General features: G+C 56.4%; 29 protein-coding genes, 1 tRNA gene and 1 pseudogene. 11 read left to right on the top strand and 20 right to left on the bottom strand.

Annotated features, from left to right (window positions below; translation table 11 throughout):
* Positions 1–9: 9 nt before the first annotated feature.
* The gene (locus Q0932_RS11995; RefSeq protein WP_299353015.1) at positions 10–1,308 is read left to right on the top strand and encodes a pyruvate dehydrogenase complex dihydrolipoamide acetyltransferase; all 1,299 of its coding nucleotides are present in this window, start codon (positions 10–12) and stop codon (positions 1,306–1,308) included.
* Between the two features lie 72 nt (positions 1,309–1,380).
* Here Q0932_RS11995 and cysE read toward each other — a convergent pair whose 3' ends face one another.
* Complete coding sequence (gene cysE / locus Q0932_RS11990; protein WP_299353012.1) at positions 1,381–2,184, bottom strand: serine O-acetyltransferase; 804 nt, start codon at positions 2,182–2,184, stop codon at positions 1,381–1,383.
* Positions 2,185–2,269: 85 nt separating this feature from the next.
* On the opposite strand from cysE, the gene Q0932_RS11985 reads away from it, so the two are divergent.
* Positions 2,270–2,608, top strand: a complete 339-nt coding sequence (locus tag Q0932_RS11985) for a TraR/DksA C4-type zinc finger protein (protein WP_299353009.1) — start codon at positions 2,270–2,272, stop codon at positions 2,606–2,608.
* Here Q0932_RS11985 and Q0932_RS11980 read toward each other — a convergent pair.
* The 10 genes and pseudogenes from Q0932_RS11980 to fabD all read right to left on the bottom strand — a co-directional run bounded on the left by Q0932_RS11980 (position 2,580) and on the right by fabD (position 10,790).
* The gene (locus Q0932_RS11980) at positions 2,580–2,897 is read right to left on the bottom strand and encodes a hypothetical protein (RefSeq protein ID WP_299353006.1); all 318 of its coding nucleotides are present in this window, start codon (positions 2,895–2,897) and stop codon (positions 2,580–2,582) included. The genes Q0932_RS11985 and Q0932_RS11980 overlap by 29 nt on opposite strands.
* 5 nt (positions 2,898–2,902) lie before the next feature.
* Positions 2,903–3,829, bottom strand: coding sequence for a hypothetical protein (locus Q0932_RS11975; RefSeq protein WP_366141411.1), 927 nt, complete (start codon positions 3,827–3,829; stop codon positions 2,903–2,905).
* Between the two features lie 591 nt (positions 3,830–4,420).
* Positions 4,421–4,591, bottom strand: a pseudogene (locus Q0932_RS11965) (ATP-binding protein); the annotation flags it as partial.
* Positions 4,566–4,916, bottom strand: a complete 351-nt coding sequence (locus Q0932_RS11960) for a hypothetical protein (RefSeq protein WP_299352997.1) — start codon at positions 4,914–4,916, stop codon at positions 4,566–4,568. The pseudogene Q0932_RS11965 and the gene Q0932_RS11960, both read right to left, overlap by 26 nt.
* 206 nt (positions 4,917–5,122) lie before the next feature.
* Entirely contained in the window at positions 5,123–6,274 is a 1,152-nt protein-coding gene (mltG, locus tag Q0932_RS11955; RefSeq protein WP_299352995.1) for an endolytic transglycosylase MltG, read from the bottom strand.
* Complete coding sequence (fabF, locus tag Q0932_RS11950) at positions 6,274–7,533, bottom strand: beta-ketoacyl-ACP synthase II (protein WP_299352992.1); 1,260 nt, start codon at positions 7,531–7,533, stop codon at positions 6,274–6,276. The genes mltG and fabF overlap by 1 nt, the downstream gene beginning before the upstream one ends.
* A 148-nt stretch (positions 7,534–7,681) precedes the next feature.
* A complete protein-coding gene (locus tag Q0932_RS11945; protein ID WP_299352989.1) occupies positions 7,682–8,425 on the bottom strand; it encodes a 1-(5-phosphoribosyl)-5-[(5-phosphoribosylamino)methylideneamino] imidazole-4-carboxamide isomerase in 744 nt (247 codons plus the stop codon).
* A gap of 196 nt (positions 8,426–8,621) precedes the next feature.
* The gene (locus tag Q0932_RS11940; protein ID WP_073249626.1) at positions 8,622–8,855 is read right to left on the bottom strand and encodes an acyl carrier protein; all 234 of its coding nucleotides are present in this window, start codon (positions 8,853–8,855) and stop codon (positions 8,622–8,624) included.
* A gap of 249 nt (positions 8,856–9,104) precedes the next feature.
* Complete coding sequence (gene fabG / locus Q0932_RS11935) at positions 9,105–9,842, bottom strand: 3-oxoacyl-[acyl-carrier-protein] reductase (RefSeq protein ID WP_299352985.1); 738 nt, start codon at positions 9,840–9,842, stop codon at positions 9,105–9,107.
* 9 nt (positions 9,843–9,851) lie between these two features.
* Positions 9,852–10,790 (bottom strand): ACP S-malonyltransferase, encoded by a 939-nt coding sequence (fabD, locus tag Q0932_RS11930; RefSeq protein ID WP_299352982.1) that lies wholly within the window; start codon positions 10,788–10,790, stop codon positions 9,852–9,854.
* Positions 10,791–10,951: 161 nt separating this feature from the next.
* Here fabD and Q0932_RS11925 point away from each other — a divergent pair, with 161 nt between their 5' ends.
* A complete protein-coding gene (locus Q0932_RS11925; protein ID WP_299352979.1) occupies positions 10,952–12,154 on the top strand; it encodes a cytochrome b/b6 domain-containing protein in 1,203 nt (400 codons plus the stop codon).
* 72 nt (positions 12,155–12,226) lie between these two features.
* Here Q0932_RS11925 and Q0932_RS11920 read toward each other — a convergent pair whose 3' ends face one another.
* Both Q0932_RS11920 and Q0932_RS11915 read right to left on the bottom strand, forming a co-directional pair.
* Positions 12,227–12,802, bottom strand: coding sequence for a YceI family protein (locus Q0932_RS11920; RefSeq protein ID WP_299352976.1), 576 nt, complete (start codon positions 12,800–12,802; stop codon positions 12,227–12,229).
* Between the two features lie 130 nt (positions 12,803–12,932).
* A complete protein-coding gene (locus Q0932_RS11915; protein ID WP_299352973.1) occupies positions 12,933–13,424 on the bottom strand; it encodes a hypothetical protein in 492 nt (163 codons plus the stop codon).
* A gap of 264 nt (positions 13,425–13,688) precedes the next feature.
* On the opposite strand from Q0932_RS11915, the gene rpsF reads away from it, so the two are divergent.
* The 4 genes from rpsF (at position 13,689) to Q0932_RS11895 (ending at position 15,547) form a co-directional block, all read left to right on the top strand.
* Positions 13,689–14,042 carry a 30S ribosomal protein S6 gene (rpsF, locus tag Q0932_RS11910; protein WP_299352970.1) on the top strand — a complete coding sequence of 118 codons (354 nt, stop codon included), beginning with the start codon at positions 13,689–13,691 and terminating at the stop codon, positions 14,040–14,042.
* 27 nt (positions 14,043–14,069) lie between these two features.
* Positions 14,070–14,297 (top strand): 30S ribosomal protein S18, encoded by a 228-nt coding sequence (rpsR, locus tag Q0932_RS11905; protein WP_299352967.1) that lies wholly within the window; start codon positions 14,070–14,072, stop codon positions 14,295–14,297.
* A gap of 12 nt (positions 14,298–14,309) precedes the next feature.
* Complete coding sequence (gene rplI, locus Q0932_RS11900) at positions 14,310–14,945, top strand: 50S ribosomal protein L9 (protein ID WP_299352964.1); 636 nt, start codon at positions 14,310–14,312, stop codon at positions 14,943–14,945.
* Positions 14,946–15,073: 128 nt separating this feature from the next.
* Positions 15,074–15,547 (top strand): lytic transglycosylase domain-containing protein, encoded by a 474-nt coding sequence (locus Q0932_RS11895; protein WP_299352960.1) that lies wholly within the window; start codon positions 15,074–15,076, stop codon positions 15,545–15,547.
* Here the strand turns inward: Q0932_RS11895 and Q0932_RS11890 are convergent.
* The 7 genes from Q0932_RS11890 to Q0932_RS11860 all read right to left on the bottom strand — a co-directional run bounded on the left by Q0932_RS11890 (position 15,542) and on the right by Q0932_RS11860 (position 22,053).
* Positions 15,542–15,979 carry a DUF1330 domain-containing protein gene (locus Q0932_RS11890; RefSeq protein WP_299352957.1) on the bottom strand — a complete coding sequence of 146 codons (438 nt, stop codon included), beginning with the start codon at positions 15,977–15,979 and terminating at the stop codon, positions 15,542–15,544. The genes Q0932_RS11895 and Q0932_RS11890 overlap by 6 nt on opposite strands.
* A 104-nt stretch (positions 15,980–16,083) precedes the next feature.
* Positions 16,084–16,770, bottom strand: a complete 687-nt coding sequence (gene aqpZ, locus Q0932_RS11885) for an aquaporin Z (protein WP_299352955.1) — start codon at positions 16,768–16,770, stop codon at positions 16,084–16,086.
* Positions 16,771–16,940: 170 nt separating this feature from the next.
* The gene (gene tig / locus Q0932_RS11880) at positions 16,941–18,275 is read right to left on the bottom strand and encodes a trigger factor (RefSeq protein ID WP_299352952.1); all 1,335 of its coding nucleotides are present in this window, start codon (positions 18,273–18,275) and stop codon (positions 16,941–16,943) included.
* Positions 18,276–18,403: 128 nt separating this feature from the next.
* Complete coding sequence (locus Q0932_RS11875) at positions 18,404–19,516, bottom strand: hypothetical protein (protein WP_299352949.1); 1,113 nt, start codon at positions 19,514–19,516, stop codon at positions 18,404–18,406.
* 180 nt (positions 19,517–19,696) lie between these two features.
* A tRNA-Leu gene (locus Q0932_RS11870) sits at positions 19,697–19,781 on the bottom strand.
* A gap of 52 nt (positions 19,782–19,833) precedes the next feature.
* On the bottom strand, positions 19,834–21,432 hold the full coding sequence (locus tag Q0932_RS11865) for an NAD(P)H-hydrate dehydratase (RefSeq protein ID WP_299352946.1): 1,599 nt from the start codon (positions 21,430–21,432) through the stop codon (positions 19,834–19,836).
* A gap of 66 nt (positions 21,433–21,498) precedes the next feature.
* Complete coding sequence (locus Q0932_RS11860; protein ID WP_299352943.1) at positions 21,499–22,053, bottom strand: DUF2314 domain-containing protein; 555 nt, start codon at positions 22,051–22,053, stop codon at positions 21,499–21,501.
* A gap of 338 nt (positions 22,054–22,391) precedes the next feature.
* Between Q0932_RS11860 and Q0932_RS11855 the strand changes: the two genes are divergently transcribed.
* From Q0932_RS11855 to Q0932_RS11840, 4 genes are all read left to right on the top strand, one after another.
* Positions 22,392–22,730, top strand: coding sequence for a P-II family nitrogen regulator (locus Q0932_RS11855; RefSeq protein ID WP_299352940.1), 339 nt, complete (start codon positions 22,392–22,394; stop codon positions 22,728–22,730).
* Between the two features lie 33 nt (positions 22,731–22,763).
* On the top strand, positions 22,764–24,170 hold the full coding sequence (gene glnA, locus Q0932_RS11850) for a type I glutamate--ammonia ligase (RefSeq protein ID WP_299352937.1): 1,407 nt from the start codon (positions 22,764–22,766) through the stop codon (positions 24,168–24,170).
* A 139-nt stretch (positions 24,171–24,309) separates the two neighbouring features.
* Positions 24,310–25,341, top strand: a complete 1,032-nt coding sequence (locus Q0932_RS11845) for a fatty acid desaturase (RefSeq protein ID WP_299353437.1) — start codon at positions 24,310–24,312, stop codon at positions 25,339–25,341.
* 161 nt (positions 25,342–25,502) lie between these two features.
* Entirely contained in the window at positions 25,503–25,913 is a 411-nt protein-coding gene (locus Q0932_RS11840) for a hypothetical protein (protein ID WP_299352934.1), read from the top strand.
* Positions 25,914–25,925 lie beyond the last annotated feature (12 nt).

The raw sequence follows: 25,925 nt of genomic DNA, 5'->3' as shown, positions 1-25,925 counted from the left end.
GACCAGAGCATGGCGATTGAAATTCTGATGCCCGCCCTGTCGCCCACGATGGAAGAAGGCACGCTGGCCAAATGGTTGTTCAAAGAAGGAGACACTGTGCAATCCGGCGACATCATCGCCGAGATTGAAACCGACAAGGCCACGATGGAGTTCGAGGCGGTGGATGAAGGCACGATGGGCCCAATCTTGGTTGCTGAAGGCACCGAAGGGGTCAAAGTCAACACCGCCATCGCCATGATGCTGGAAGACGGTGAAGATGCCAGTGATGTGACCGCACCTTCGGCCCCGGCACCAGAGGCTGCGCCTGCCGCAGCTGACGCGGGTACGGAGGCGGCCCCCGCTGGGGGCTCCGACACGCCCGTCGCCCCTGCCCCACAAGCCGCCGATGGCAGCCGCATTTTCGCGTCACCGCTGGCGCGACGGATTGCAGCCGACAAAGGTCTTGATCTCAGCACGATCCAAGGGTCGGGTCCGCGTGGGCGGATCGTCAAGGCTGACGTTGAAAGCGCAAAGCCCGGCGCCGCCCCTGCAGTCGCGGCGACCGGGGCTGCGCCCGCCTCCGCTGCCATGCCGCAAAGCGCAGACGCGGCCAGTGTGGCCCGCATGTACGAAGGGCGCGACTATGTCGAAGTGCCGCTGGATGGCATGCGCAAGGTCATCGCCGCCCGTCTCACCGAGGCCAAGCAAACCATTCCGCATTTCTATCTGCGGCGCGACATTCGCTTGGATGCGCTGTTGAAATTCCGCGCTGATCTGAATGCCCAGCTGCAAGCACGTGGCGTTAAGCTTTCGGTGAACGATTTCATCATCAAGGCCTGTGCACTGGCGCTGCAGGCGGTGCCCGACGCCAACGCAGTCTGGGCTGGGGATCGCGTGCTGAAACTCACCCCCTCGGACGTCGCCGTGGCTGTGGCGATTGAGGGCGGGCTGTTCACACCCGTCATTCAGGATTCCCATACCAAATCGCTCTCGATCCTGTCGGCAGAGATGAAAGACCTTGCCACGCGGGCCCGAGACCGAAAACTGGCGCCACATGAGTACCAAGGCGGCAGTTTTGCCATCTCGAATCTCGGCATGTTCGGCATCGATAACTTTGATGCCGTGATCAACCCACCGCATGGAGCAATTCTCGCAGTCGGTGCCGGTGTCAAAAAGCCTGTTGTTGGCAAAGACGGAGCGCTGGAAGTCGCCACCGTGATGTCCGTGACACTGTCAGTCGATCACCGGGTTATCGACGGTGCACTGGCGGCCGAGCTGCTGCAACACATCGTGGACAACCTCGAGAACCCGCTCACAATGCTGGTCTGAGGTAGTACTCTCGATACATAAAGAAAGCGCCGCAACATCTTGCGGCGCTTTTATTTTCCCGGAAGGTAAGTCTTAGTGTTCCAGGATTTGGTCCATGCTAATCGCAGGCTGGTCACATCCCGCTTCACCGACAATTCGCGCCGGAACGCCTGCCACGGTCTTGCACGGCGGCACCTCTTCCAGCACCACTGATCCGGCCGCGATACGGCTGCAATGGCCCACTTTGATGTTGCCAAGCACCTTGGCGCCAGCGCCGATCAGCACCCCATCGCCAATCTTGGGGTGGCGGTCCTCTTCTTCCTTACCGGTTCCACCTAGTGTCACCGAATGCAGCATCGACACGTTGTCACCAACAACCGCCGTCTCGCCGATCACGATGGAATGGGCATGGTCGATCATGATGCCTTTGCCAATTTTGGCGCCCGGATGGATGTCGATGCCAAAAATCTCTGACGTGCGCATCTGAATGAAATAGGCAAGGTCCTTGCGACCCTGACGCCACAGCCAGTTGCCGATGCGGTAGGCTTGCACCGCCTGGTAGCCTTTGAAATAGAGGATCGGCTGTAATAAGCGGTGGCTTGCGGGATCACGTTCAAAGATCGCCATCAGATCAGCCCGCGCTGAAACAGCTAGCTCCGGATCCATCGCAAACGCTTCATCACCAATTTCGCGCAGCACAACCATCGACATCTCGTTCGAGGCCAGCTTGGCGGCAAACCGATAGCTCAGCGCACGTTCAATGGTTTTGTGATGCAGCACACAGGCATGAACCAAACCGCCCATCAACGGTTCTTCACGAACGGCCTCTTCCGCCTCGGCGGTGATCCGTTGCCATGTCGGGTCGATCTCAGTGATCTTTGTGCGTGTTTCAGCCATAGCCTTAGGTCCTCTCTTGGCTTTAGACTACACTACATAGTCGCACCCCGGCAAATTCAAAGAGGTGATCGCAAGGATCAGGAACATGAATGTGAACATGTCGGAAGAATACCGCACCTTGATCGCAGATCAGCTGAAAGCTTTGGCTGAAGACGATCAACTGGGCCAAGACAGTCAATCCGTGGTCACGTTGGATCAGCAGGCGGTTGGCCGCCTCAGCCGCATGGATGCCTTGCAATCTCAGGCGATGGCCAAAGCCAATCAGGCACGCCGCGACGCCAAAAAAATGGCGTTACAATTGGCCTTGCAGCGACTGGCTGACGGCGAATTTGGCTATTGCGATGATTGCGGAGATGAGATCGCCGCCCAGCGCCTGCGCTTTGATCCCTCTGTGGTCAGGTGCATTTCCTGCGCCCGCGGGTGATCTGACGGGCCGCGCGCCACTCGATCAACTCGTGCAAAACCATTTCAACGCACCCGCAATACCGCGTGTCCGAAAACCCCGGTTCCGGCAACAAAACCCGTTTGTGGGCTGTCGCCATGAGGGACCCATCCCCCCACAGCGCATGTGCACGCCCGAACCGACGCATGTAACGATGTGCGCAATGCGCCTCATGGATCATGCGTTGGCAGGCACGGCGGCGGCCACTTTCCGGCAGCGCCAGCAAGGCCCTTGCTGCCGCCACCACATCGCCATGCATCACCCGTCGCATTCGCCTCACCCCTCCACTGTCAGCGTGGCGTACAACCCCGGCCCGTAGCGCGCCGATACCTGGGCAACCTCTATGTCAAAAGCGCCGCTGATACCGTCCGCCACCTGCTCTGAGGCGCCGTAGACCCATGCCGGCTCCCCAACAGTGGTTTCTCGCAAGACCGCCCCGCCCTGCACCACGCGTAAATGGTAGCTTTCAGTGTCTTCCCCCAATGGCACCTCAAACAAATCCCAACTGTCTCCGTCAATTCGGGTCCGGCGCACCCAATTGATTGCCAGCGCGCCAGCAGCATCTGTCGAAGCCCTCAGATGGCAAGGGCTGTAAGGCCGTAGCCCATTACCTGAAAAGGCCTCTATGCGATGCTCATAAGAAGGATCATCATACCCCCTCTGGGCAGGCCCGATGCGATAGTGGCGCGCCACGTTGCGCAGAGTGCTGGCCAGGGTGATCTGCGTGACCTCTTCACCAAACAAAACCACATATGACCCGGTGGGCCAAATGGGTGGCATCAGAGCGTCCGACCCAAGTTGGCCGCGCAAACGACGACTTAGCCACCAGGTGTCTGGTGCGATCAATTCGGCCTGCTCAAACTGAAACACTTCCCAGTTCCCGGAACTGCCATCTCCGATCATGGCAAGGTTACCACCCGCCAACAGACCGTCATGGCTAATGCTCTCGAGCGCGCCTGAGATCAGTTTGACCTGCAAGGCATCTCCGCGATCAATCAGACCGGCGGGCGCAGCCGCAAGTGGGGATTGCGTCGCCCCGATTACGGCCCGCTGGCTCAGGGTGCTGTTCAGGCCATAGTTGTCATCTGTGGTCGAGTCGTAGACCGCAACCGTCCCCGGCCAGGGTTTGGCCGTCAGTGCTAGATGCGGAGCAACCGGGTCTTCGTTCCCGGTCAGCAAAGGCAGATCCAGAAACAGAGGCAACACGGGCCTCGGTCAGCAAGCGTTCCGCCACCTGTCGTACTTCGACCCGCTTCATGACAAAAAGCAATTCCGTGGAAGATACACCATGCGTTGCCTCGTCTGGCAATACGGACTCTTCTGTCAAAACGTCGAAGTCCCCATCCGCTTGGACAAACTTTTTTAATCGGGTCCCTGTCCACACCTTCCTGCGCAATGGACAATAACTGGCAAGCCTAAAAGGTAAACTGAGGTATGCAACTGCCAAACCATGCCAGTTTCAAGTGCTTCACTACCACGTGCCGTGCTAATACAGGTTAGCACGATGCTTGCGCCCTCGCCGACTTCCATCAAGGGATTAACTTGTTGACCGGTGGTGCCCTGATAGCCCCACATGTTTAGGACATTTGGCGTGGTATTGACACCATCGGCCCAAATCTTGCCAACACTGGTCACTTGGCATTATCCCCGCACAATGGTTAGAGATGCATAGTAACTGTACTCGGTTGTCTTGGTTTGCAGCGCCCCCCCTTTGCCCCACTGAAGGGGCGTCTGGACTCGGTCAACTCTATGGCCGAGATCACATGCCCGGCAATGCGCACGCGGCCAAATATTTGCGCGGACCCACTCGGCCCCGGCACGGGTCTTGCCCGCCCCGCGCCCCCCAAGAATGACCCAGGTTTTCCAATCCCCTTCCGGCGGAAGCTGGTGGTCAAAAGCCCAGAATTCGAACAGGTAGGGCAAAGCCAACAACTCACCTTCATTCAGACTGTCCAGAAACGACATCTGAGTTTCTTGCGTTGCGCAAGCTAACCAGGCGGCACTGGATCGTAGCCCGTGCTGCGTCAAGGTCGAGCCTGTACTCGTGGACGATTCCGGCTTTTTGTTTTCGGCGCTCTTCAAATCTGCTCTCCGTGTCCATCGTTGTGCGGATCATGTGGCGCAGTTCCGTCAGAACCTTGCCCAACTGTCCACCAACGGATGTTTCGTCCTGTTCCAACCGGTCGCGCAACTCGGCCAACGCGACCCTCATGCTTCGCAACAGGCGCCTCACCTCCGCCACATCCTGATCAAGTGGCGACTCGCCCGTGGGCGCTGTGAATTTGCTCATCTATGGTCCTTGCCTCTCCTGCGTGATGCCCTCCGCAAAGAGCCGGGGACTTGCCCCGTCTGGCTATTACAGATTGCCCTCAAGGTATCACCACCAGCTTAAGCCACCGCACGGTCACCCGACGCGGACTAAAGACAGCGCACAAGAAAAAACCCCGCATCCCAAACGGGACACGGGGTTTTAAACTGGTTGTTGGTATGAACCGGCTACTGGTTCGCGCGTTCCGCCTCAATTTGCCGCCACTTTTTGACGTTCGCATTGTGCTCGGCCAGCGTCACTGCAAAGGCATGGCCGCCGGTGCCATCCGCGACAAAAAAGATGTAATCGGTTGCGTCGGGATTTACGGCCGCCTCAAGGCTGGCGCGTCCTGGGTTCGCAATCGGTGTGGGTGGAAGGCCAAAAATTACGTAGGTATTCCAAGGTGTTTCGCCACGCAGCTCACTTTGACGCAAGCCGCGCCCAAGAACCCCCTCACCTTTGGTGATGCCGTAGATCACTGTCGGGTCGGTCTGTAATTTCATGCCCCGCTCAAGACGGTTGGTAAAGACACTGGCCACTTGCCGACGTTCTTCAGGAACGCCTGTCTCTTTCTCGATAATCGAAGCCAGGATCACCATTTCTTCTTTGGTCTTCAGGGGTGTGTCTTCGGCGCGCGATTCCCACGCAGCGTCCACCAAGACCGTCTGGGCATCTATCATCTGTTGCAGCACGTCCGTTCGCGCATCTCCGGCCCGAACTTCGTAGCTATCTGGCGCCAATGATCCCTCTTCCGGCACCGCAACTTCACCCGACAACAGATCGATGTTTTTCAAAGCATCAACAACTTGCCAGCTGGTCACACCTTCGGCCACCGAGATGCGATAGCGTGTGTCTGGTTGCTGTCGGATTTGCGTAAAAACGTCAGGAATCTCGTCTTCGGCCGGGTTGAACGCTGCGACCTCCACAAAGCGTTTGGTTTCAGGATCCAGCTCGCGCACTTGCACGCCTTGGCGGGTCACACCAACACGATAGACAATTTCCGTGCCGCAAGTGCTCGCGCCACCGCGAGTCACGATATCTGCGATCTCTTCCATTGTGGCGCCCGGAGGCACAAGGAACGACCCAGCCTTGAGCTTGTCAGCCTTTTCGGCATATTCCGTACCAATTCGAAAGATGGACCCATTCGAGATTGCGCCTTGTTTTTCAAGACGTTCTGAAACACGGCTCATGTTCGATCCGCGCTCAACCTGCAGGCAGATTGCATTCTCTAATGGGCCTTCAGCGCGGTATTGCGCCTGCCCCCAGAGAACCACGCCTCCCAACAGGAAGATGATCACGATCAAGAGCGTGATCGCGTTCGAGGCGATATGCCGCCACATCAGCTGACCTTTCCAAAGATCACCGAAGCATTGGTGCCGCCGAACCCGAACGAGTTCGACAGGGCGACGTTGATCTCGCGTTCAACTTTAGCATTTGGCGCCAGATCAACCGGCGTCTCAATGGCCGGCGTGTCCAGATTGATCGTCGGAGGAGCCACCTGATCGCGAATGGCCAGGATCGAGAAGATGGCCTCAATCGCGCCAGCGGCGCCCAAAAGGTGGCCGGTCATAGATTTGGTCGACGACATCGTCACCTTACCGGCAGCGTCGCCCATCATGCGCTCAACCGCACCCAGTTCAATGACATCTGCCATCGTCGAGGTGCCGTGTGCATTGATATAGTCCACGTCCTTCGGCTCAAGCCCAGCATTCTTCAGGGCTGCCCGCATCGAGCGTTCACCCCCCTCCCCGTCTTCGGATGGTGCAGTGATGTGATAGGCGTCACCAGACAGGCCATACCCCAGTACTTCGGCGTATATCTTGGCGCCGCGTGCGACGGCGTGTTCATACTCTTCCAGCACCACGACGCCAGCTCCTTCACCCATGACAAACCCGTCACGGTCCGCATCATAAGGGCGGCTTGCAGATTTTGGATCTTCTTCGCGCGAGGTCGACAACGCCTTGCAGGCGTTAAAGCCGGCAATACCAATCTCGCAGATCGCTGCCTCGGCGCCACCTGCAACCATCACATCCGCATCGCCAAACATGATAAGACGCGCGGCATCACCAATCGCATGGGCGCCAGTTGAACAGGCCGTCACAACCGCATGGTTTGGCCCTTTAAAGCCATACTGAATGCCCACCTGACCCGAGATCAGGTTGATCAGCGCACCGGGAATAAAGAACGGCGACACACGACGCGGGCCGCGTTCAGCCATCAAAAGTGTTGTCTGTTCAATGGATTGCAGCCCACCGATGCCGGAGCCGATCATGACGCCAGTGCGCTCAAGCGACTCGTTGTCTTCGGGCTTCCAACCGGAATCTTCAACTGCTTGGGTGGCAGCGGCAATACCGTAAAGAATAAAGTCATCTACCTTGCGGCGCTCTTTCGGCAACATCCAGTCGTCCGAGTTGAACGTGCCATCCGTGCCATCCCCATAAGGGACTTCGCAGGCGTACTTCGTGGTCACACGCTCTGGATTGAACCGCGTGATCGGGCCAGCTCCGGATTGACCATCCAGAATTCGCGACCAGCTTTCTTCAACTCCGCAAGCCAACGGGGTGACCAGACCAAGCCCAGTAACAACGACACGACGCATATTGCTGCCCTTTCCTCAATATCTTGAACGCTATTACCGTGCCTTGACCCCAAGGGGCAAGAGGGACAAACCCCATCGGCAAGCATCCTCCAAAAGAAACGGCGCCGAACCAAGTGTCAGGCGCCGTAAAAACTTGATGGTCCAGGCTTTACTGAAAGCTGGCTTTGGGTTCTGGGACAGGTTGCGCCACATCCAGTGCTTCGGCCAAATCCACGTCTTTTGAGTGCAACGCGCGTCCAACCAGTGTGCCACTGATGTTGGCCACATACTTCAGGCGCGAGATGTCATCCAAAGTCCGAACAGTTCCGCGCGCAATCACGGGATGGCGGGTGGCTTCTGCAACGCCCGAGATTACACCCAACTGGCCCTCTTGATCGCCGATATCGGCGTCAATGTCGGTGACGATCACACCAGCCAGAGGCGCATTATCATAGGCGCGTACGAAATCCGCCGGTTCCATAGCCCCGGCATTGCGCCAGCCTTCGGTCATCAGCTTGCCCTGATACACATCCACAGCCAGAACAATCTGATCAGGATATCGCGTGGCCAGGTCCTGAACCGTGCTCGGGTCCTGAACCGCCAAAGTGCCAATGACCACGCGGCCAGCCCCCTTGTCGATCCACTCTTCAATCCGCTGCCGCGTCCGAAACCCGCCACCCAGCTGAATTGAACTGCCGGCACTTTGGACAATTTTTTCGATCAGCTCATCATTGTTGCCTGCGCCCACAACTGCGTCCAAGTCGGTCACGTGAATGAACGTAGCCCCAGCGCTGGCATAGCTCTGCGCCGTCTCAACCGGGTCCACGTGCCAAATCGACGGCTCTTCAAAGCGGCCGCGAGTCAGGGAGACGCACTTGCCTCCCTGCAGTTCGATAGTCGGATAAACGATCATGATGCCCTCCAAGCAAATCCGGTCCGCTGTGAAACCGTCCGGGGAAGCTTGAAAGCCTATCATCAGCGCGAGATATCACCAAATCGGCAAAACACGGTTCGAATCCGGCAATTCTGTCTTGAGGGTGCTTCTTTGCAACGAAAAAGGCCCCTGCCGGTTGGCAGAGGCCCTTTCAACGCTGTTAAGGCGTCTAAACTCAGGAAGCTTCAGTGATGAACTTCACTGCGTCGCCAAAGGTCTGGATGGTCTCGGCGGCGTCATCGGGGATCTCGATGCCGAACTCTTCTTCGAAAGCCATAACCAGCTCCACGGTATCCAGGCTGTCTGCGCCCAGATCGTCGATGAACGAGGCGTTTTCAACAACCTTGTCCTCTTCAACACCCAGGTGCTCTACAACGATCTTTTTCACGCGGTCTGCGACGTCGCTCATGTCAATTCCTCATTCGTCATGGGCACTTTGGCCCTGTGATGACCCACCCGTGACAGGCAGGCATTGGTTTGTGCCCCGAGGGGCGGTTCTTGGCTCCGGTTGCCCGGAAGATCGTGGGAACCATATGGCACCCTCGGAAAATATTCGCCGCCTATAGCATATCCACCTGCCAAGGCAAACGCTTTCGCATCAAAGCGGCAAATGGTCCAACGTGGTCAGAGCCGCAAGACTGGGCCCTATCACGATGGCTTACAACATGGCCATGCCACCGTTCACATGCAAGGTGGTGCCAGTGACATAGCCCGCTTCGGGGCTTGCAAGGTACAGCACGGCTGCCGCGATCTCTTCCGGTGCACCCATGCGAGAGGCCGGGATCTGAGCGTTGATTTTGCCCTTTTGATCATCAGTAAGCTTGTCAGTCATGGCCGTGGCAATAAAGCCCGGTGCCACGGCGTTGGCGGTGATGCCGCGGCTCGCAACCTCGTAGGCCATCGATTTGGTCAAGCCCACCATACCCGCCTTAGAGGCGGCATAGTTGGCCTGACCGGGATTGCCGGTGGCGCCCACGATGGACGAGATATTGATGATCCGCCCCCAACGCGCCTTCATCATCGGGCGCATGACGCCACGGCACAGACGCATCGTCGAGGTCAGGTTCACATCCAGAACACTTTGCCACTCATCATCCGACATCCGCATGAAAATCTGGTCACGGGTGATTCCAGCATTGTTCACAAGGATATCGACGCTGCCCATCGCGTCTGCCGCTTGCTTGGGAAGCGCATCGACGGCCTCAGCATCACTGAGGTTACATGGCAGAACATGAGCGCGCTCGCCCAGCTCAGCGGCCAGTGCTTCAAGCGGCTCAACCCGTGTCCCAGACAGACCTACGGTCGCGCCTGCCGCGTGCAATGCTTTGGCAATCTCGCCACCAATGCCTCCAGAGGCCCCGGTGACAAGCGCACATTTTCCAGTCAAATCAAACATATTAGCTCCTTAGCTCAGGCTTTCCGCCGCTGCTTTCACATCATCAGGGGTGCCGACAGCGCGGCAGGCAATCGACCGGTCAATCCTGCGGATCATGCCCGACAACGCTTTGCCCGCACCGATTTCCCAAATCTCATCCACGCCGTTGCCAGCCATCCACATCACCGATTCGCGCCAGCGCACCGATCCTGTCACCTGATCCACCAACAAGGCGCGGATCGTGTCCGATGCACTGACTGGCTCTGCAATCACGTTGGCAACAACCGGCACCTTGGGTGCGTTCATCTCAACCTGCGCCAGAGCGTCTGCCATGGCTTCGGCCGCAGGCTTCATCAAGGCGCAATGGAAAGGCGCGCTGACCGGCAACAGTACGGCGCGCTTTGCGCCATGCTCTTTGGCCAGTTCAACCGCACGCTCTACCGCGCCCTTGTGGCCTGAAACCACAACCTGGCCCGGATCGTTGTCATTTGCGGCCTGACAAATTTCGCCTTCAGACGCTGCAGCAGCAACATTTTTTGCAGCTTCAAAGTCCAATCCCAGCAACGCGGCCATAGCGCCGACCCCGACGGGCACCGCAGCTTGCATCGCCTCACCGCGTATCCTTAGCAGTCGGGCCGTATCGGCAATGCTCAACGCCCCTGCTGCCGCCAACGCCGAATACTCACCCAATGAGTGGCCTGCGACGTAGGAGGCCGCTTCAATGCTGACGCCTTCTGCCTCGAGTGCGCGCATAGCCGCCAGCGAGGTCGCCATCAGCGCAGGCTGCGCGTTTTGCGTCAGCGTCAGTTGGTCCTGCTCGCCGTCCCAGATCAACAAACTCAGGCTTTCCCCCAGGGCTTCGTCGACCTCGTCGAAAACGGCTTTGGCCTCAGGATAGGCTTCGGCCAGAGCCTTGCCCATTCCGATGGTTTGGGCACCCTGCCCGGGAAATACAAATGCGCGGCTCATGCTGCCCCCCAATAGTTTTGTGTTTCTGCCGGAATACCTCGCCGCGCGAGCCTGTGCAATCTCCTTGCGCAGAACTGCACAGGCCATGTGTGTGTAAATTCATTTTGGTTACAGCCGTTTCGCCCTAACTTGGTGAAAAGGAACAGACCCCGGAGACTTTCATGCCTCTATCTAACACGACGCGAGACTATGGCAGCGTCACCAAGACATTTCACTGGCTCACCGCCCTTTTGATCCTGACGGCGTTGGCGCTCGGGCTTACCGCACAATGGGCTGCGATGGGCGACGGAGAAGAGATTTTACGCAAAGCGTGGCTCTTCTCTTTGCATAAAACCGTTGGTCTGAGTGCGTTTTTCGTAGCTCTTTTGCGAATTTTCTGGAGTTTCTCCCAAACAAGGCCGGGACTCCTGAACAACGACCACCGACTTGAAGCCACCGCTGCACATACCGCGCATTGGCTGCTTTATGGCTCGATGGTTCTTGCCCCGCTGACGGGATGGCTCCATCACGCTGCCACAACAGGTTTTGCCCCCATCTTGTGGCCGTTTGGGCAATCCCTGCCCTTCGTTCCAAAATCTGAAAGTTTGGCCGAGTTGACCGCATCATTGCACTTTCTGTTCATCCTGGTTTTGGCAGGCAGCATTTTGGCCCACGCTGGCGGTGCCATGAAGCACTTTGTCATTGACCGCGACCAGACTTTGCAACGCATGCTACCAGGGCAGCACACTGCGCCAACACCCAGCCCTGAACCCAAGAGCCGCTTGCCCCTTGTTGTTGCTTTGGGTGTATGGGCGGCCGTCATAACGGGCGGCATCTTCTCTGGTCAGTTTTCGCAACATCACCAGAGCCAGGATACAACCACGACCTTGGAGGCGGCCCCCTCGGACTGGCAAGTCACATCGGGAACGCTCGAAATCTCTGTGCATCAGTTTGGGTCGGACGTCACCGGATCGTTCTCAGACTGGCGGGCAGCCATTACCTTTGAGGATGACGCGCGCGACGGCAAGCATGGTACCGTCGCAACTCAGATCGCAATTGGATCCCTCACGTTGGGGTCTGTGTCGGAGCAAGCGCTTGGCGCAGATTTTCTCGACGCGACAGCCTTTCCAACCGCGACGTTTGTTGCAGACATTCTGTCGGTGGAGTTAGGGTTCGTGGCCGAAGGCACATTAACCCTCAAAGGCGTCACCATCCCTGTGATCCTGCCCTTTACCCTGACACGCGATGGCGACAAGGCGGTGATGCAGGGAGAAACAACACTGGACCGCAGGGACTTTGCCATCGGCGCCTCGATGCCAGATGAAAGCTCGCTCAAGTTTGCGGTGGTCGTCACCATCAATCTCGAGGCCACCCGTAGGCCATAAAACCCAAGACACTACAAAAAAAGCCGCCGGTTTCCATCAGGACACCGGCGGCCATTGCATGGAAAGGCTTGATTACTCGGCCTTCATCGCTTCGATCGAGATCATCACCTCAACCTCGTCTGACGTGAACGGGGCGAACTGGCCAACGCCATAGTCGCTGCGCAAGATGGTGGTCGAGGCGCTGAAGCCTGCCCAGTCCTTGCCCGCCATAGGGTGTGCGCCCGCCTTGTTCAGAACAGCATCCAGCACGACCGACGCGGTTTCGCCATTCATTGACAGATCACCAGTGATCTTGGCGGTGGTCTCACCCGTGACTTCTATCCCGGTCGAAGTGAACGTCACCATGTCTTCGTCCATCGCTCCGAAAAAGTCAGGCGACATGAAGTGATTGAAACGATCATCCCAGCCTGTAATCATCGACTTCAGTGGCATCGACACAGAAACGGACGACGACGCCGGATCTTCCTGATCAAACATGATCTCGCCTTCAAAACCCGAGAACATGCCCCAGTTGGTCGAATAGCCTAGGTGATTGTATGAGAACACGATCTGGCTGTGCGAAGGGTCCAGCACATATTTTTCAGGGGCGGCAACAGCGGCGGTCACTAAAGTCGTAGCAAGGCCCGCGGCCAGGAGTGCAGTTTTCATTGGGGTCTCTCCATTGGAATACTTGTTGCCCTAATATTGGGGCTTTTCATGACATCGCAATTACGGAGAATTCACATATTCTGTTCAAAAAAACACAGAACTTTGATCGACTTGTGATGGACTTTTAGATTTAGGCGACTTGCAGAGATTGGCTGCGCAGATGGGCAATGGCGTCCAGACGCGCATGCGGGCCATCCAAAGGCAGTTCAACCAGGATTTTGCCCTCGTCGTTCAGCATGACCAGATCAGCATCTGACACGTTGACGCGCGCAATGTCTTCGTAGTTGACGGTTTTGACAACATGGCTGCGACCGCGAGGCAAACCTTCGATGAGACGAGCCTGACGATGCTTGGGGTCAAACTGCAATTCGCAATGAGGGCGTTCCGTGGCGATCTGTGTCATGCCGACACCGCCGGTGACCAAAAGGACCGAAACAAACATCTTGGCCAAAAGGATCGAGGGTTCCAGGTCAAGGCCCGGCACCATCCAGAGACCTGCGCCTGCCCAGATAAAGGCAAATCCGAAAAAGACAGATGCGGCACGAACCGGTGTGGAATGCCCGCGGGCGATGCCATGTGCCGTTGTGTCTGCTGTGATTTTCATGGACTGTGCGACCGCCATGCCCCTGACTCCTGAAAAAGCGCTACGATGATTAGAGTTTTGCGTCGGAATCAGGCAAGATTGCGGCAGCAGTTGGGAAATTCCGCGAAGCCCTGTGTGATAAGGCTGATTTCCGCCTAAACAAGGGCTTGCACCATCGCCGATTTCGGCTATACAGCGCCATCCTTTTGCAAAAATCTGAACCGCGCAGTCTCTCGTGGGTGGGGCGCAAAAGGTGTCAATGCCCTGCTCTTTGAAATGCGCCTGAAAATGAATGGAGTACACATGCCTTTGTATGAGCATGTATTCATCTCGCGTCAGGACTTGTCCAACACGCAAGCTGAAAGCCTTATCGAACATTTTGGCACCGTTCTTGCTGACAATGGCGGCACCGTCACGCTCAGCGAGTATTGGGGCGTCAAAACGATGGCCTACAAAATCAACAAAAACCGCAAGGGCCACTATGCCTTCCTGCGCACCGATGCACCTGCAGCGGCCGTCCAGGAAATGGAACGCCTGATGCGCCTGCATGACGACGTAATGCGCGTTTTGACCATCAAGGTCGACGAACACGCCGAGGGTCCCTCGATCCAGATGCAGAAACGTGACGAACGCGACAACCGTCGCGAGCGCCGCTGATCTAGCTTGAAGAAAGGACACTAAGTTATGGCTTCGAAACCATTTTTCCGTCGTCGCAAAGTCTGCCCCTTCTCGGGCGACAATGCACCAAAGATCGACTACAAAGACACGAAACTGCTGCAACGCTACATCTCTGAGCGTGGCAAGATCGTGCCTTCGCGTATCACCGCCGTATCGGCTAAGAAGCAGCGTGAACTGGCCCGTGCTATCAAGCGCGCCCGCTTCCTCGCTCTTCTGCCCTATGCCGTGAAATAAGGAGAAAGCATCATGCAAGTTATCCTTCTTGAACGTGTGGCCAAGCTGGGCCAAATGGGCGACGTTGTTGACGTCAAAGCCGGTTACGCACGCAACTTCCTGCTGCCACAGGGCAAAGCTCTGACTGCTTCGGCCTCGAACATCGAGTCCTTCGAAGCACGCAAAGCACAGCTGGAAGCCAACAACCTGGAAACCAAAAAAGAAGCCGAAGCACTTGGCGAACGTCTGGCTGGCCAGCAGTTCATCGTGATTCGTTCCGCTTCCGACGCTGGTGCACTTTACGGGTCCGTCACACCACGTGACGCCGCTGAAGCCGCCACTGCCGGTGGTTTCACCGTCGACAAAAAGCAGATCGCTCTGGCCCGTCCGATTAAGGATCTGGGTCTGCACGACGTGCACGTGATCCTGCACCCTGAAGTCGATGTGACCATCGAACTGAACGTGGCCCGCTCGGAAGAAGAAGCTGAGCTGCAAGCCTCGGGCAAATCGATCCAGGAATTGGCCGCAGAAGCAGAAGCCGAAGCAGAATTCGAAATCGCCGAATTGTTCGACGATATCGGAGCTGCCGCGTCGGAAGACGATGAGCTGGTTGCATCTGACGATGCCGAAGCAGAGGCGCCTGCCGAAGAAGAAGAGATCAAAGAGTAAGCCCTCTTTTCTCTAACAGGATAGAAACCGGCGCTTTTCCGCGCCGGTTTTTTTTGTGCCAGGCCGAGGCGGCTTTCTTCTGCCCACTCCCTCTATATAAGGGAGCATGTGACAGGAGGAGGATCCTTATGACACGCGCCCTACCGCGTCGGACCATATTGATGTTTTTTGCATCCACGCCTTTGCTTTCGGCCTGTGGCGGGCGGAGTCGTGTTACTCAAAACGCCCCCCCCCTCTATCCCAACGAAACACCTGAACTGCGCCGCCTGATCAACCAATACGCTGACCACTACGGTGTGCCGCGCGATCTTGTTCAGCGCGTCATCATCCGGGAAAGCACACACCGCCCCCACGCCGTGAACGGCCCCAATCTGGGACTAATGCAGATCCAGCTGCCAACCGCACATACGATGGGCTATCGTGGCGACGCAAAGGGGTTGTTGGATGCCGAAACCAATCTGAAATACGCGGTCAAATATCTGCGCGGCGCTTACATCGTTGCAGATGGCGACTATGACGATTCAGTAAAATGGTATGCGCGCGGCTACTACTATGAGGCTAAGCGATTGGGATTGCTCGAGAAAACCGGCTTGAGATCATAAAGCGCTACCTTCCGATGCTGCTCCTCCGAAATTTACCCCAGCGTCCTGCGGTTGCATCCGGATCAGTCGGCTGTCTTCCACGGCCGCCTGTCTATGCGCCATCGCTATCCGGTAATCTGGGTCAGAGATCATGTCGACAAAGGCTTGAACGCGCGGATACTCTGCAATGAAGCACAGGTCCCAGGCCTTATCCGGACCAATCAACATCTGCTCCATCCTGCCTTGCCAGACGATTTTCCCGCCAAGCCGCGCGAAGATCGGACCCGACTCGCGACCATAGGCGGCGTAGGCCTCGGCACCCGTCGCCTTGCGCCCATCATCATACTGCGCCTCTGCGCGTAGTTTTACGAGGTTCAGCATCTGAATGGGTCCGGGACGATCATTCTCGGCAAACGCTTTGAACCCGTCCTTGTCAAAACCTGTGTATGGCATTCGCGATCTCCTTTGACCTGACCCTAACAAAATCCCCTTCCAAGACAAAAGAAACGGGCCGTGACGTCACGGCCCGTTCCCAAAATCTTACCCTGAAGGGGGACCTAGTCGGTCGATAGAGTTTTCCAGATCATCGCGCCCAGTGCCGCACCGATCAACGGCGCGACCCAGAACAACCACAGCTGCCCCATTGCAGGTGCATCGGCAAACAATGCCACACCAGTCGAACGCGCAGGGTTAACGGATGTGTTGGTCACAGGGATCGAGATCAGGTGGATCAACGTCAGGCCCAGACCAATTGCAATAGGCGCAAACCCTGCGGGTGCCTGTGCAGATGTCGCCCCAAGGATGATGATCAGAAAGACCGCCGTAAGGACGATTTCAATCACCAATGCAGCGATCATCGAGTAGCCTTGTGGAGATGCATCGCCATATCCGTTCGATGCAAACCCCCCAACCCCGTTGAAATTCGCACCGTTTGACACGATCACATAAAGCACGAGGGCCGCGAAAATCGCACCGGCAACCTGTGCCACCCAATAAGGCACCATCTCTTTGGCGTCATGCCGTCCACCAATCACCAAACCCAAGGTGACTGCCGGGTTGAAATGGCCGCCCGAAATATGTCCGACCGTGTAGGCCATCGTCATAACCGTCAAACCAAAGGCCAGACTTACTCCCAGCCAGCCGATGCCGACATCCGCAACGCCAGCAGCAAGAACTGCGCTGCCACAGCCTCCGAATACCAACCAAAATGTTCCAACAAATTCTGCCAATAATTTTTTGCTCATAAGTGCCTCCTCCTGGTCACGCACACAGGAACTTTAACACAGGCGAGCAAAATTTCTTGGGGGAAATTCAAGCTGCGTTTTGCAAATGTGGTTTGGCAGGGGAATGCATCGAGACTCCAACAAAAAAAGGCCGCCCGAAGGCGGCCTTTTTCATAATGAGGTCGAAAGACTTAATCTTCGTCCATCTCTTCGATTGCTTTTTCGAGATCGTCTTTTGAAACTTCTTTTTCAGCCACTTCAGCCAGTTCAAAGACATAGTCGACAACTTTGTCCTCAAACAGTGGCGCACGAAGCTGTTGCTGCATCTGAGCGTTTTGCTGAACGAATTCAAAGAACTCACGTTCCTGACCAGGATACTGACGCGCCTGGTTCATGATCGCTTGGGTCATCTCGGCATCAGACACTTCAACCGCAGCCTTCTGACCCAGCTCTGCGAGCAAGAGGCCCAAGCGCACGCGGCGTTCGGCTAGAGCGTTGTGCTCATCGGTGGCTTCGATCTCTGGGTGATCGTGACCTTCAACTTCGGGGTTCTCGTCATGCCACAACTGATGTGCGATCTGGCCGGCTTCGGCTTCGACCAAGGAAGGCGGCAGATCGAACGAGACCAGCTTGTCCAACTCGTCCAGCAAAGCACGCTTCATGACAGCGCGTGCCGCGCCCGCATATTCTGCTTCAAGACGCTCGCTGATTTGGCCTTTCAGACCGTCAAGATCCTCAGCGCCGAATTTCTGTGCCAGCTCGTCATTGATTTCGGCGGCAACCGGCTCTTTGACTTCTTTGATGTTGCACGAGAACACGGCTTCTTTGCCTGCCAGATGCTCGGCCTGATAGTCTTCAGGGAACGAAACAGTGACGTCTTTTTCTTCTTCGGCTTTCACGCCAACCAGTTGCTCTTCAAAGCCGGGGATGAACTGGTTCGAGCCCAGCACCAGCGGGAAGTCGTCGGCAGAACCGCCTTCAAACGCTTCGCCATCAACCTTGCCAACAAAATCCATGACAACTTGGTCGCCATCTTTGGCTTTCGAACCCTTGCGACGACCTTTAAAGTCTTGCGCGGTTTCAGCGAGGTTGCCCAACGCCTCTTCGACAGCAGAGTCTTCAGGCTTCACAACCATCTTTTCAAGCTTGATGCCCTTCAACTCAACTTCGGGAATCTCGGGCAGCGCTTCGTAGGACATATCGACTTCAACGTCGTCGCCCTGTTTCCACTCTTCGCCGTTTTTCATTTCGATTTTCGGCTGCAGAGCAGGTTTGTCGCCGGACTCTTCAAAGTGCTTGTTCATGGCACCATCGATGGCTTCTTGCATGGCTTCGCCCAAAAGACGCTCACCAAATTGCTTTTTTAGCAGCGGCATCGGCACTTTGCCTTTGCGGAAACCTTTCATTTCGATTTCCGGCTGAGCCTCGGCCAGCTTTTCGTTCACTTTGTCTTCCAGTTCGGCAGCGGTAACAACAATGTTGTAGCCGCGCTTCAGACCTTCGTTCAGCGTCTCAGTGACCTGCATTTCAGTTTCCCATAGGTTACGGCGCGCGTAAGCCGCGCGCAGGCGAAAATTTTTGCCCTTCTATTGGCAGGCGACTGGCTGTGCAAGGGGCTGAACGATGCTTTTCGCACCCATTCGTCGGTTTTCGATCAGGATTCCCACAATCCTTCGAAAAGGCTGCGATGCCGCTCAAGTCTGCGGAACTGCCAACGTACCCCAAACATAAAGGTATCGATGTCGCGAAACGCCACTGCACCTGTCCCCCAGTAGCTATGTCGCCGCAAGCCAACAAAGAAGTCTGTGTTCAAGCGATCCACGGTTTGAACCAATCCCAATCCAATGGATTCCGCACGTGACCCGGCCTCAACCGTGTCGTGGGATTCGTAGAAATCAATGGCAAAAGCCGAGTTTCCGATTCCAAAGAAATTCCGCCTCACACCCAGCTTAAGATAGACGTAGTGCCCTGCCCCGTCACGCGACCCGGCAGCAACGGTGCCATTGATCCCTGTCGGTTGGTGCAACAGGCTGAATGAACCCGCTGCCTGAGGCGTCGCGCCTTCGCCGATCACCTCTGCTAGAGACACCCCGGCACTACCTGCAATGGCAATCTGACCAATGCTGTTGCGATAGAAAAGACCCATATCTTGCAATGCATCGTTAAGGGTCACGTTCCGGTCGATATCTTCCTTCCCAACGGAGCCGACGAATCTCAGGCTTCCAAGAACGCCGAACTTGATTTCAGGACTGTCCCAACGAAGCCTTTGTGACCGACCGCCATCAAAGGTCGGAAAGGCATTCTTAATCGTCACGCCAGACAATGTTCCAGCGGCGGTTCGAAAGAAGAAGCCACCGGCTGTATCCTGAATACCAACATAGTTGGCCAGAGACGTCCCCGACAAATCAGATTCGGTGACCCCATCAGATCCCATACTGCCTTGGCCAAACGACAGCTTCCCCCACTTTGGCGTTTCCAGAATAACTTCGCCTTTGCGCAAAGTCTGTGAGTTGAAATCAAACAGATCCGGTTCAAAAATCTGGTTGATTGACGCCGAAGGGCGAACCCCCAACGCGAATTCAACATTGGCCTTGAGCATGTAGTCGCCCCAAGGGTTTGCAAACCACATCCCAACGCGGCCGCCAGAGTTGGAATTGTCTGCGACGTAAGCTTTCGTGGAAACGCCATCATTGACGGTTAGAATTGTCGGTGAGAAGTGGCCATAGAACCGAAACCTTTGCGGTGTTTCATCTTCTTGACTAACCACACTTCCCGCCACCACAACCAAGCCCGCCGCCAAAAGGTAGGCAGGGCGGATGAGGGTCGCAAAAAAGCGCAATAACGAAAGACATCGTGCCATGGCATGAAAGATGACAGAGCCTGTCTTTGCGAACAAGCCTCGCACGTCATTCGCTGCAGCGGTGTTGTTTGATTTTTTTAAGAAAGTTGGTGCGGGTGAAGGGACTCGAACCCCCACGCCTCGCGGCGCCAGAACCTAAATCTGGTGCGTCTACCAATTCCGCCACACCCGCACTGCGCGGCTGAATAGCAAAGCTCTGTCCGGGAAGCGAGCGGAAAATGCGTCTAGACTTCCAGTTTTCGAAACACCGCTGGAAGTTGTTCAGGCAAGTCCTCCGCAATCAGACCGGGGCCAAACTCCAAGGCACATTCCACGTGCAGCCAGGCCGCGGTGGTGGTGGCCTGCAGCGGCTGAAATCCCCGCGCCAACAACCCTGTGATGAACCCCGCCAACACGTCCCCTGATCCCGCCGTTGCCAGCCAGGGCGCCGCACGGTCATAGTGTGCCGAGTTGATGCTGCATTGCCCCTTTGGGTCGGAAATCACCGTATCCGGCCCCTTGAACAACACAACGCACCCTGCCCTCTGGGCCGCTTCGCGCGTGGCGTCGACTTTGGAATAGGCCGGCCCTTTTGCGGGCACCTCGACCAGCTTGGCGTGAATATCCGGGAACAGGCGTTTGAACTCGCCCTCATGCGGGGTCAGGACGCAAGCTTTGTGCAACATATCGAAAAGCGCCTCGGGATCATCGGCAAACGCACTGAGCGCATCCGCGTCCAGTACTGTCGCACGACCGGTTGCCAAAGCGACCGGGACCAAAGCCCTTGCCCGTTCCAGCCCCAAACCCGGCCCCAGACACAACGCATTCAGCCGGTCATCTTCCAACGTCTTTGCCAAAGCCCCGGCATCGCCAAACTCGCACATCATCAGCGCCGTGATCTGCGCCGCCACCTCGGCCTGCGCCTCATGAGGGACACCCAACGTGACCAGCCCTGTCCCGATCCTGAGCGCGCCCCGCGCCGCTAGGCGAGCAGCGCCGGACTTGCCCGCACCGCCTGAGACGATCAGCGCGTGGCCGTGGATAAACTTGTGCGTTCCGGCCTTTCCCAACAATCCTGTCGGGCCGTCAAAGATCCGGACTATCTCGCCCGGTGATACCGTCGGGCAAAGCCCGTCCTGCCCCCCACGGGGTGGGCGCTTTGCATCCTCCTCGTCGGGCGAGACGCCACCCTTGAGGCCGATATCGACGATTACCACCTTACCGCCCTTGGAGGGCCCCCAGTTCAGGTAATGCCCCAGCTTCTCCCGATGGAATGATACCGTCAGCCCTGCAAGAACCGTTTCTGTGCCATCCGACAATTCGTGCCCGCTGTCACTGCAAAGGCCCGAAGCGATGTCGACGGCAACGGTTTTTGCCGCGGCATAGGGATCGGAAGCTCTATCTTTCGCCCATTCCAACAAGGTGCCATCCAATGGGCGAACAAGGCCGGTGCCGAAGATCGCATCAACATACAAGTCCGCTTCGTGAGCGAACTTAGGCGCGTCAGGAAGCGCACCAACGTCGCCCATTTCACACCACCGCTCATAGTTCGCCTGGGCATCCGGTGGCAGTTTCTCGGCGTCGCCATAGAGAAACACCTCTACCTCCCAGCCCCACTCTTTCAGCAATCGCGCCACGACGAACCCGTCGCCGCCGTTGTTGCCGGGACCGCACAGAACCACTGCGCGGTGAGAGGTTTTGGCCAGTTCTGGCCATTCCTCAAAGATCGCCTCGACGACGCCGCGCCCGGCCCGCTCCATCAATTCCAGCCCGGTCACCTCACCGGATTCGATCTCCGCAGTTTCGATGGCGCGCATTTGGGCGGCGGTCAGCAATTCAGTCATGAGACCCTCAACAAAAAACCATGCCCCAGAACGGGACATGGCCATTTTACGCCTCTGCGCGAAAGCTTACCAGCTTGTCGGCATGGGATCCTTGGACAAAAAGGCCATTACTCCTGCGGCCTGATCCTGATCCATCATCGGCAGCATCGCCCGGACCGAATAAAACCCATAACCGGTGCCGTTCTCGATATAGGCCCAGTCGTTGATCTGGTCATAGTCAAACGTCACCCTGTCGCCGGCCTTGAGGCCCGGCATGTCAATGGGATCATTGCCCAACACGCCCGAGTATTGGGTACCTTCGATGTTTTGAAACCCCATAACCCAGATGTTTTCGATCTGGTTTTCACCCTGCATCGCCACTTTGATCGAGACATTCTCCCAATCAGCAGGAGGGGTTTCGGCGGCTTTCAGAAACGTTGGTAAGCCTTGCTTTGCGTCGGCTTGCGCCTTGAGCATCGCCTCATCTGCTTCATGCACTTGCATGACATTGTTTTGGGCATTTGTGCCACTGACTTGAGTGTTGGCACCACTGCCAATAATTCCGGTCTGTTGCCCAACCCAGACAGCCAGGGCAAGACCACCCCAAAAGGCAACACGTTTAATGGGAAACTTAAAAGACATTTTTAAAAAATTCACTCCGCAACTGGTTAATTTCGTGAGTTCATGACATCGCAATGAGATGCGGCAATAGTTTGACAAAGACGGGTCAATATGGCCGTGAATAGCCATAATTATTAACGGCGCGGGCACGCTGTGAGACAACGCAGTTCACATTGGTTTTGCCCGCATGAGGGCATATGCGATTCAATTCAGCGCGAAATTCATGCAATTTGCCTAATTTTTAGGCATCCACCTCAAAAACCCATGCATTGAGCACCCCGCGTCACCTTAGCCAATTGTCGCCCTCAGGTGAAAGTGGTCTGTGCAAAACCAAGAACCTGAGGAGGGAGATTCCCGTCATGAAAAAGATCGAGGCCATCATCAAGCCATTCAAGCTGGATGAAGTAAAAGAAGCGCTGCAGGATTCCGGTATCCAGGGTCTGAGCGTGATCGAAGTCAAAGGTTTCGGGCGCCAAAAAGGCCATACCGAGCTTTATCGCGGTGCGGAATATGTCGTGGACTTCCTGCCCAAAGTGAAGATCGAAGTCGTTCTGGACGATGATCAGGTGGATGGTGCGATTGAGGCCATCGTAGACGCCGCGAAAACAGACAAAATCGGCGACGGCAAAATCTTTGTCAGCCCCGTCGAACAAGCCATTCGCATTCGGACCGGTGAATCCGGCTCGGACGCGCTGTAATCCAACTATTCTTGTAACAGAAGGAACCAGAGAATGAGCGCAGACGCAGTTCTCCAGATGATCCGCGACGAAGACGCGGCTTATGTTGACATCCGTTTCACCGACACGCGCGGCAAGCTGCAGCACGTCACAGTGGACGTTGACCTTGTCGACGAAGATTTTCTCGAAGAAGGCTTTATGTTCGACGGCTCGTCGATCGCTGGCTGGAAATCGATCGAAAACTCAGACATGAAACTGATCCCCGACACCACGTCGGCCTATGTTGATCCGTTTTACGCAGAGAAAACAATCTGCATCCATTGCTCGATCGTCGAGCCCGACACCGGCGAAGCCTATGAGCGTGACCCACGCGGCACAGCCGAGAAAGCCGAAGCTTATCTGAAAGCGTCTGGCATTGGTGACGTGGCTTACATGGGCCCCGAAGCCGAGTTCTTCCTGTTTGATGACGTTCGTTTTTCGAACACGATCAACAAGGTTTCTTACGAAGTCGACGCGATCGACGCCTCGTGGAACACCGACACTGAGTATGAGATGGGCAACATGGGCCATCGTCCGGGCGTCAAGGGTGGTTACTTCCCTGTGAACCCCACCGACGACGCACAGGACATCCGTTCGGAAATGCTCTCGACCATGAAGCGTCTGGGCATGAAAACTGACAAACACCACCACGAAGTGGCGTCCTGTCAGCACGAACTGGGTCTGATCTTTGACAGCCTGACCAAACAGGCCGACGAGCTGCAGAAATACAAGTACGTGATCCACAACGTGGCGCAGTCATACGGCAAGTCGGCGACCTTTATGCCCAAGCCGATCTATGGCGACAACGGCACCGGCATGCACGTGAACATGTCGATCTGGAAAGACGGCAAGCCCCTGTTTGCAGGCGACAAATACGCCGACCTGTCTCAGGAAGCGCTGTACTTCATCGGCGGCATCCTGAAGCACGCCAAGACTCTGAACGCCTTCACCAACCCGTCGACCAACAGCTACAAGCGTCTGATCCCAGGTTTTGAAGCCCCCGTTCTGCGCGCCTACTCGGCTCGTAACCGCTCGGGTTGTGTTCGTATCCCATGGACCGAAAGCCCAAAAGCCAAGCGCGTTGAGGCCCGTTTCCCTGATCCGGCCGCAAACCCCTACCTGTGCTTTGCAGCACTTCTGATGGCTGGCCTCGACGGTATCTCGAACAAGATCGATCCCGGCGAAGCCATGGACAAGAACCTGTACGATCTGCCCGCTGAAGAGCTGGCCGATATCCCAACCGTCTGTGGTTCGCTGCGCGAAGCCATGGAAGCTCTGGAAGCCGATCACGACTTCCTCTTGGCTGGCGACGTGTTCACAAAAGACCAGATCGAAGGCTACATCGAACTGAAGATGGAAGAGATTGAGCTCTATGAGCACACCCCTCACCCCGTCGAGTTCGGCATGTACTACAGCTGCTAAGATCTGCTGCGGTAACGAAAACAAAGGGCGCCTTTCGGGGCGCCCTTTTGCTCTCTATGACGCAGTTCTGCGCTTAGGCGTTGCTTACCAGCGCCAATCCTTTATCAAGCGCATAGAGCAGCCGAAAAAGCAGGGCAACATGTACCACTCTCACAAAGACCTCGGGCACCCCCCGAAACCGTCGCATCCCCGGGATTGGGTCAAAGTCCTTGCGTCTTATCGCGAACCCAGCACAGCGCGCAGCTCGTTTGAATTGGCCGTGACTTTAGGGCCTTTCATCGCGCTCTGGGCGATGGCGTGGTACGCACTCTCAATCAGTGTCTGGCTGTCTTTGGCGCTGTCGCTCTGCAATGCGGCTTTTCTGCTACGTCTCTTTGCGATCCAACATGATTGCGGCCACAGCGCGTTTTTTAAGAGCCGCACCGCTGGCGACTGGCTCGGACGCGGGCTTGGGGTTTTGACACTCACGCCTTATGACGTGTGGAAACGCACGCATTCTTATCATCACAGCGCAGCCGGTAACCTAGAGCATCGTGGCATGGGTGACATTCACACACTCACGGTCGAGGAATACCGCGCCCTGAGCCGGTATCAACGCCTGATGTACCGCCTCTACCGTCATCCCGTTGTTTTGTTCGGCCTTGGGCCGGGATACCTGTTCTTTTTGCAAAACCGTCTGCCACTGGGATTGACGGACAAGGCCCGTTATTGGGTCAGCGCAATGGGAACCAATGCAGCCATCCTGTTCGCTTTGGCGGTGATCCTGTATTTTGGCGGGCTGATGCCTATCCTTCTGATCTTTGTGCCTTCGACCTTGCTCGCAGCAACGGCCGGCATGTGGCTCTTCTATGTCCAGCATCAGTTTGAAAGCACCAACTGGGACACCAACGAAGAGTGGGACCTGCACCATTCCGCCATGCACGGAAGCTCGCACTATGTGCTGCCCTCGGTCCTGCAATGGCTGAGTGCCAACATCGGCATTCACCACGTTCACCACCTTTACAGCCGCATCCCCTTCTATCGCCTGCCCGAAGTGCTGCGGGATCATCAGGACCTTGCCCAAAGCAATCGCATGACGATCCGGGAAAGCCTCGTCAGTGCAAAGCTGCATTTGTGGGACGAAAAGAGCAAACGCTTGCTGTCCTTCGCACAGGCCAAGAATCTGCCCTGACGCAGCGGCGACCTGATTGCATCGGCGCACCCGCCAGGACAATCTGTGGAAAGACACGAATAGCAAATCACCATTTTGCGGGGTGACTTAATCTGCTTCGCGGTTAAAGTGTCACGATTAATGCATTCAATAATCTACAGATTTTTTGCGTCGGAGAGAACATGATCCGCTATGTCCTGGCCACTGTGGCAACCCTGTGTATTTCCGCCGGAGCATTGCTGGCTTGCGACACAGCGTTTGACTATGGTGACGATCTATTTGATCGCGGCATCTCGTATGCCAACTCGGCTCGCGACAAATTCAACCGGGCGGCAGACATTCTCGAATCTGACCGAGTGAGCGCCTGTGAACTCTTAAGTGACTCGGAGAACCTGTATCGCAAGGCCGTCGATGAGTTTTACGGCGCGGTCAATGATTACACCGACGCAGTCGACGACTGTAATCTGGATGGTCGCAGATCAGATGCCCGCGCAGCCCGCGAAAATGCCGAAATCTCCCGCGAAAACCAAATTCAGTTCCAGGAAAACCAAGAGCTTGTCCGAGGTGCCTGGGTGAAATTCTGTGCGGGATAGCGTGCTGTTTGA

Source organism: uncultured Shimia sp. (genome assembly GCF_947498095.1).
Classification (GTDB): domain Bacteria; phylum Pseudomonadota; class Alphaproteobacteria; order Rhodobacterales; family Rhodobacteraceae; genus Shimia.
This window is presented reverse-complemented; position numbering and strand designations above follow the sequence as displayed.

Coding starts and splice junctions, on each gene's coding strand:
- Q0932_RS11995 (WP_299353015.1), top strand. CDS start 10: ATGGCGATTGAAATTCTGATGCCCGCCCTGTCGCCCACGATGGAAGAA.
- cysE (WP_299353012.1), bottom strand. CDS start 2,184: ATGGCTGAAACACGCACAAAGATCACTGAGATCGACCCGACATGGCAA.
- Q0932_RS11985 (WP_299353009.1), top strand. CDS start 2,270: ATGAATGTGAACATGTCGGAAGAATACCGCACCTTGATCGCAGATCAG.
- Q0932_RS11980 (WP_299353006.1), bottom strand. CDS start 2,897: ATGCGACGGGTGATGCATGGCGATGTGGTGGCGGCAGCAAGGGCCTTG.
- Q0932_RS11960 (WP_299352997.1), bottom strand. CDS start 4,916: ATGAGCAAATTCACAGCGCCCACGGGCGAGTCGCCACTTGATCAGGAT.
- mltG (WP_299352995.1), bottom strand. CDS start 6,274: ATGTGGCGGCATATCGCCTCGAACGCGATCACGCTCTTGATCGTGATC.
- fabF (WP_299352992.1), bottom strand. CDS start 7,533: ATGCGTCGTGTCGTTGTTACTGGGCTTGGTCTGGTCACCCCGTTGGCT.
- Q0932_RS11945 (WP_299352989.1), bottom strand. CDS start 8,425: ATGATCGTTTATCCGACTATCGAACTGCAGGGAGGCAAGTGCGTCTCC.
- Q0932_RS11940 (WP_073249626.1), bottom strand. CDS start 8,855: ATGAGCGACGTCGCAGACCGCGTGAAAAAGATCGTTGTAGAGCACCTG.
- fabG (WP_299352985.1), bottom strand. CDS start 9,842: ATGTTTGATTTGACTGGAAAATGTGCGCTTGTCACCGGGGCCTCTGGA.
- fabD (WP_299352982.1), bottom strand. CDS start 10,790: ATGAGCCGCGCATTTGTATTTCCCGGGCAGGGTGCCCAAACCATCGGA.
- Q0932_RS11925 (WP_299352979.1), top strand. CDS start 10,952: ATGCCTCTATCTAACACGACGCGAGACTATGGCAGCGTCACCAAGACA.
- Q0932_RS11920 (WP_299352976.1), bottom strand. CDS start 12,802: ATGAAAACTGCACTCCTGGCCGCGGGCCTTGCTACGACTTTAGTGACC.
- Q0932_RS11915 (WP_299352973.1), bottom strand. CDS start 13,424: ATGGCGGTCGCACAGTCCATGAAAATCACAGCAGACACAACGGCACAT.
- rpsF (WP_299352970.1), top strand. CDS start 13,689: ATGCCTTTGTATGAGCATGTATTCATCTCGCGTCAGGACTTGTCCAAC.
- rpsR (WP_299352967.1), top strand. CDS start 14,070: ATGGCTTCGAAACCATTTTTCCGTCGTCGCAAAGTCTGCCCCTTCTCG.
- rplI (WP_299352964.1), top strand. CDS start 14,310: ATGCAAGTTATCCTTCTTGAACGTGTGGCCAAGCTGGGCCAAATGGGC.
- Q0932_RS11895 (WP_299352960.1), top strand. CDS start 15,074: ATGACACGCGCCCTACCGCGTCGGACCATATTGATGTTTTTTGCATCC.
- Q0932_RS11890 (WP_299352957.1), bottom strand. CDS start 15,979: ATGCCATACACAGGTTTTGACAAGGACGGGTTCAAAGCGTTTGCCGAG.
- aqpZ (WP_299352955.1), bottom strand. CDS start 16,770: ATGAGCAAAAAATTATTGGCAGAATTTGTTGGAACATTTTGGTTGGTA.
- tig (WP_299352952.1), bottom strand. CDS start 18,275: ATGCAGGTCACTGAGACGCTGAACGAAGGTCTGAAGCGCGGCTACAAC.
- Q0932_RS11865 (WP_299352946.1), bottom strand. CDS start 21,432: ATGACTGAATTGCTGACCGCCGCCCAAATGCGCGCCATCGAAACTGCG.
- Q0932_RS11860 (WP_299352943.1), bottom strand. CDS start 22,053: ATGTCTTTTAAGTTTCCCATTAAACGTGTTGCCTTTTGGGGTGGTCTT.
- Q0932_RS11855 (WP_299352940.1), top strand. CDS start 22,392: ATGAAAAAGATCGAGGCCATCATCAAGCCATTCAAGCTGGATGAAGTA.
- glnA (WP_299352937.1), top strand. CDS start 22,764: ATGAGCGCAGACGCAGTTCTCCAGATGATCCGCGACGAAGACGCGGCT.
- Q0932_RS11845 (WP_299353437.1), top strand. CDS start 24,310: ATGTACCACTCTCACAAAGACCTCGGGCACCCCCCGAAACCGTCGCAT.
- Q0932_RS11840 (WP_299352934.1), top strand. CDS start 25,503: ATGATCCGCTATGTCCTGGCCACTGTGGCAACCCTGTGTATTTCCGCC.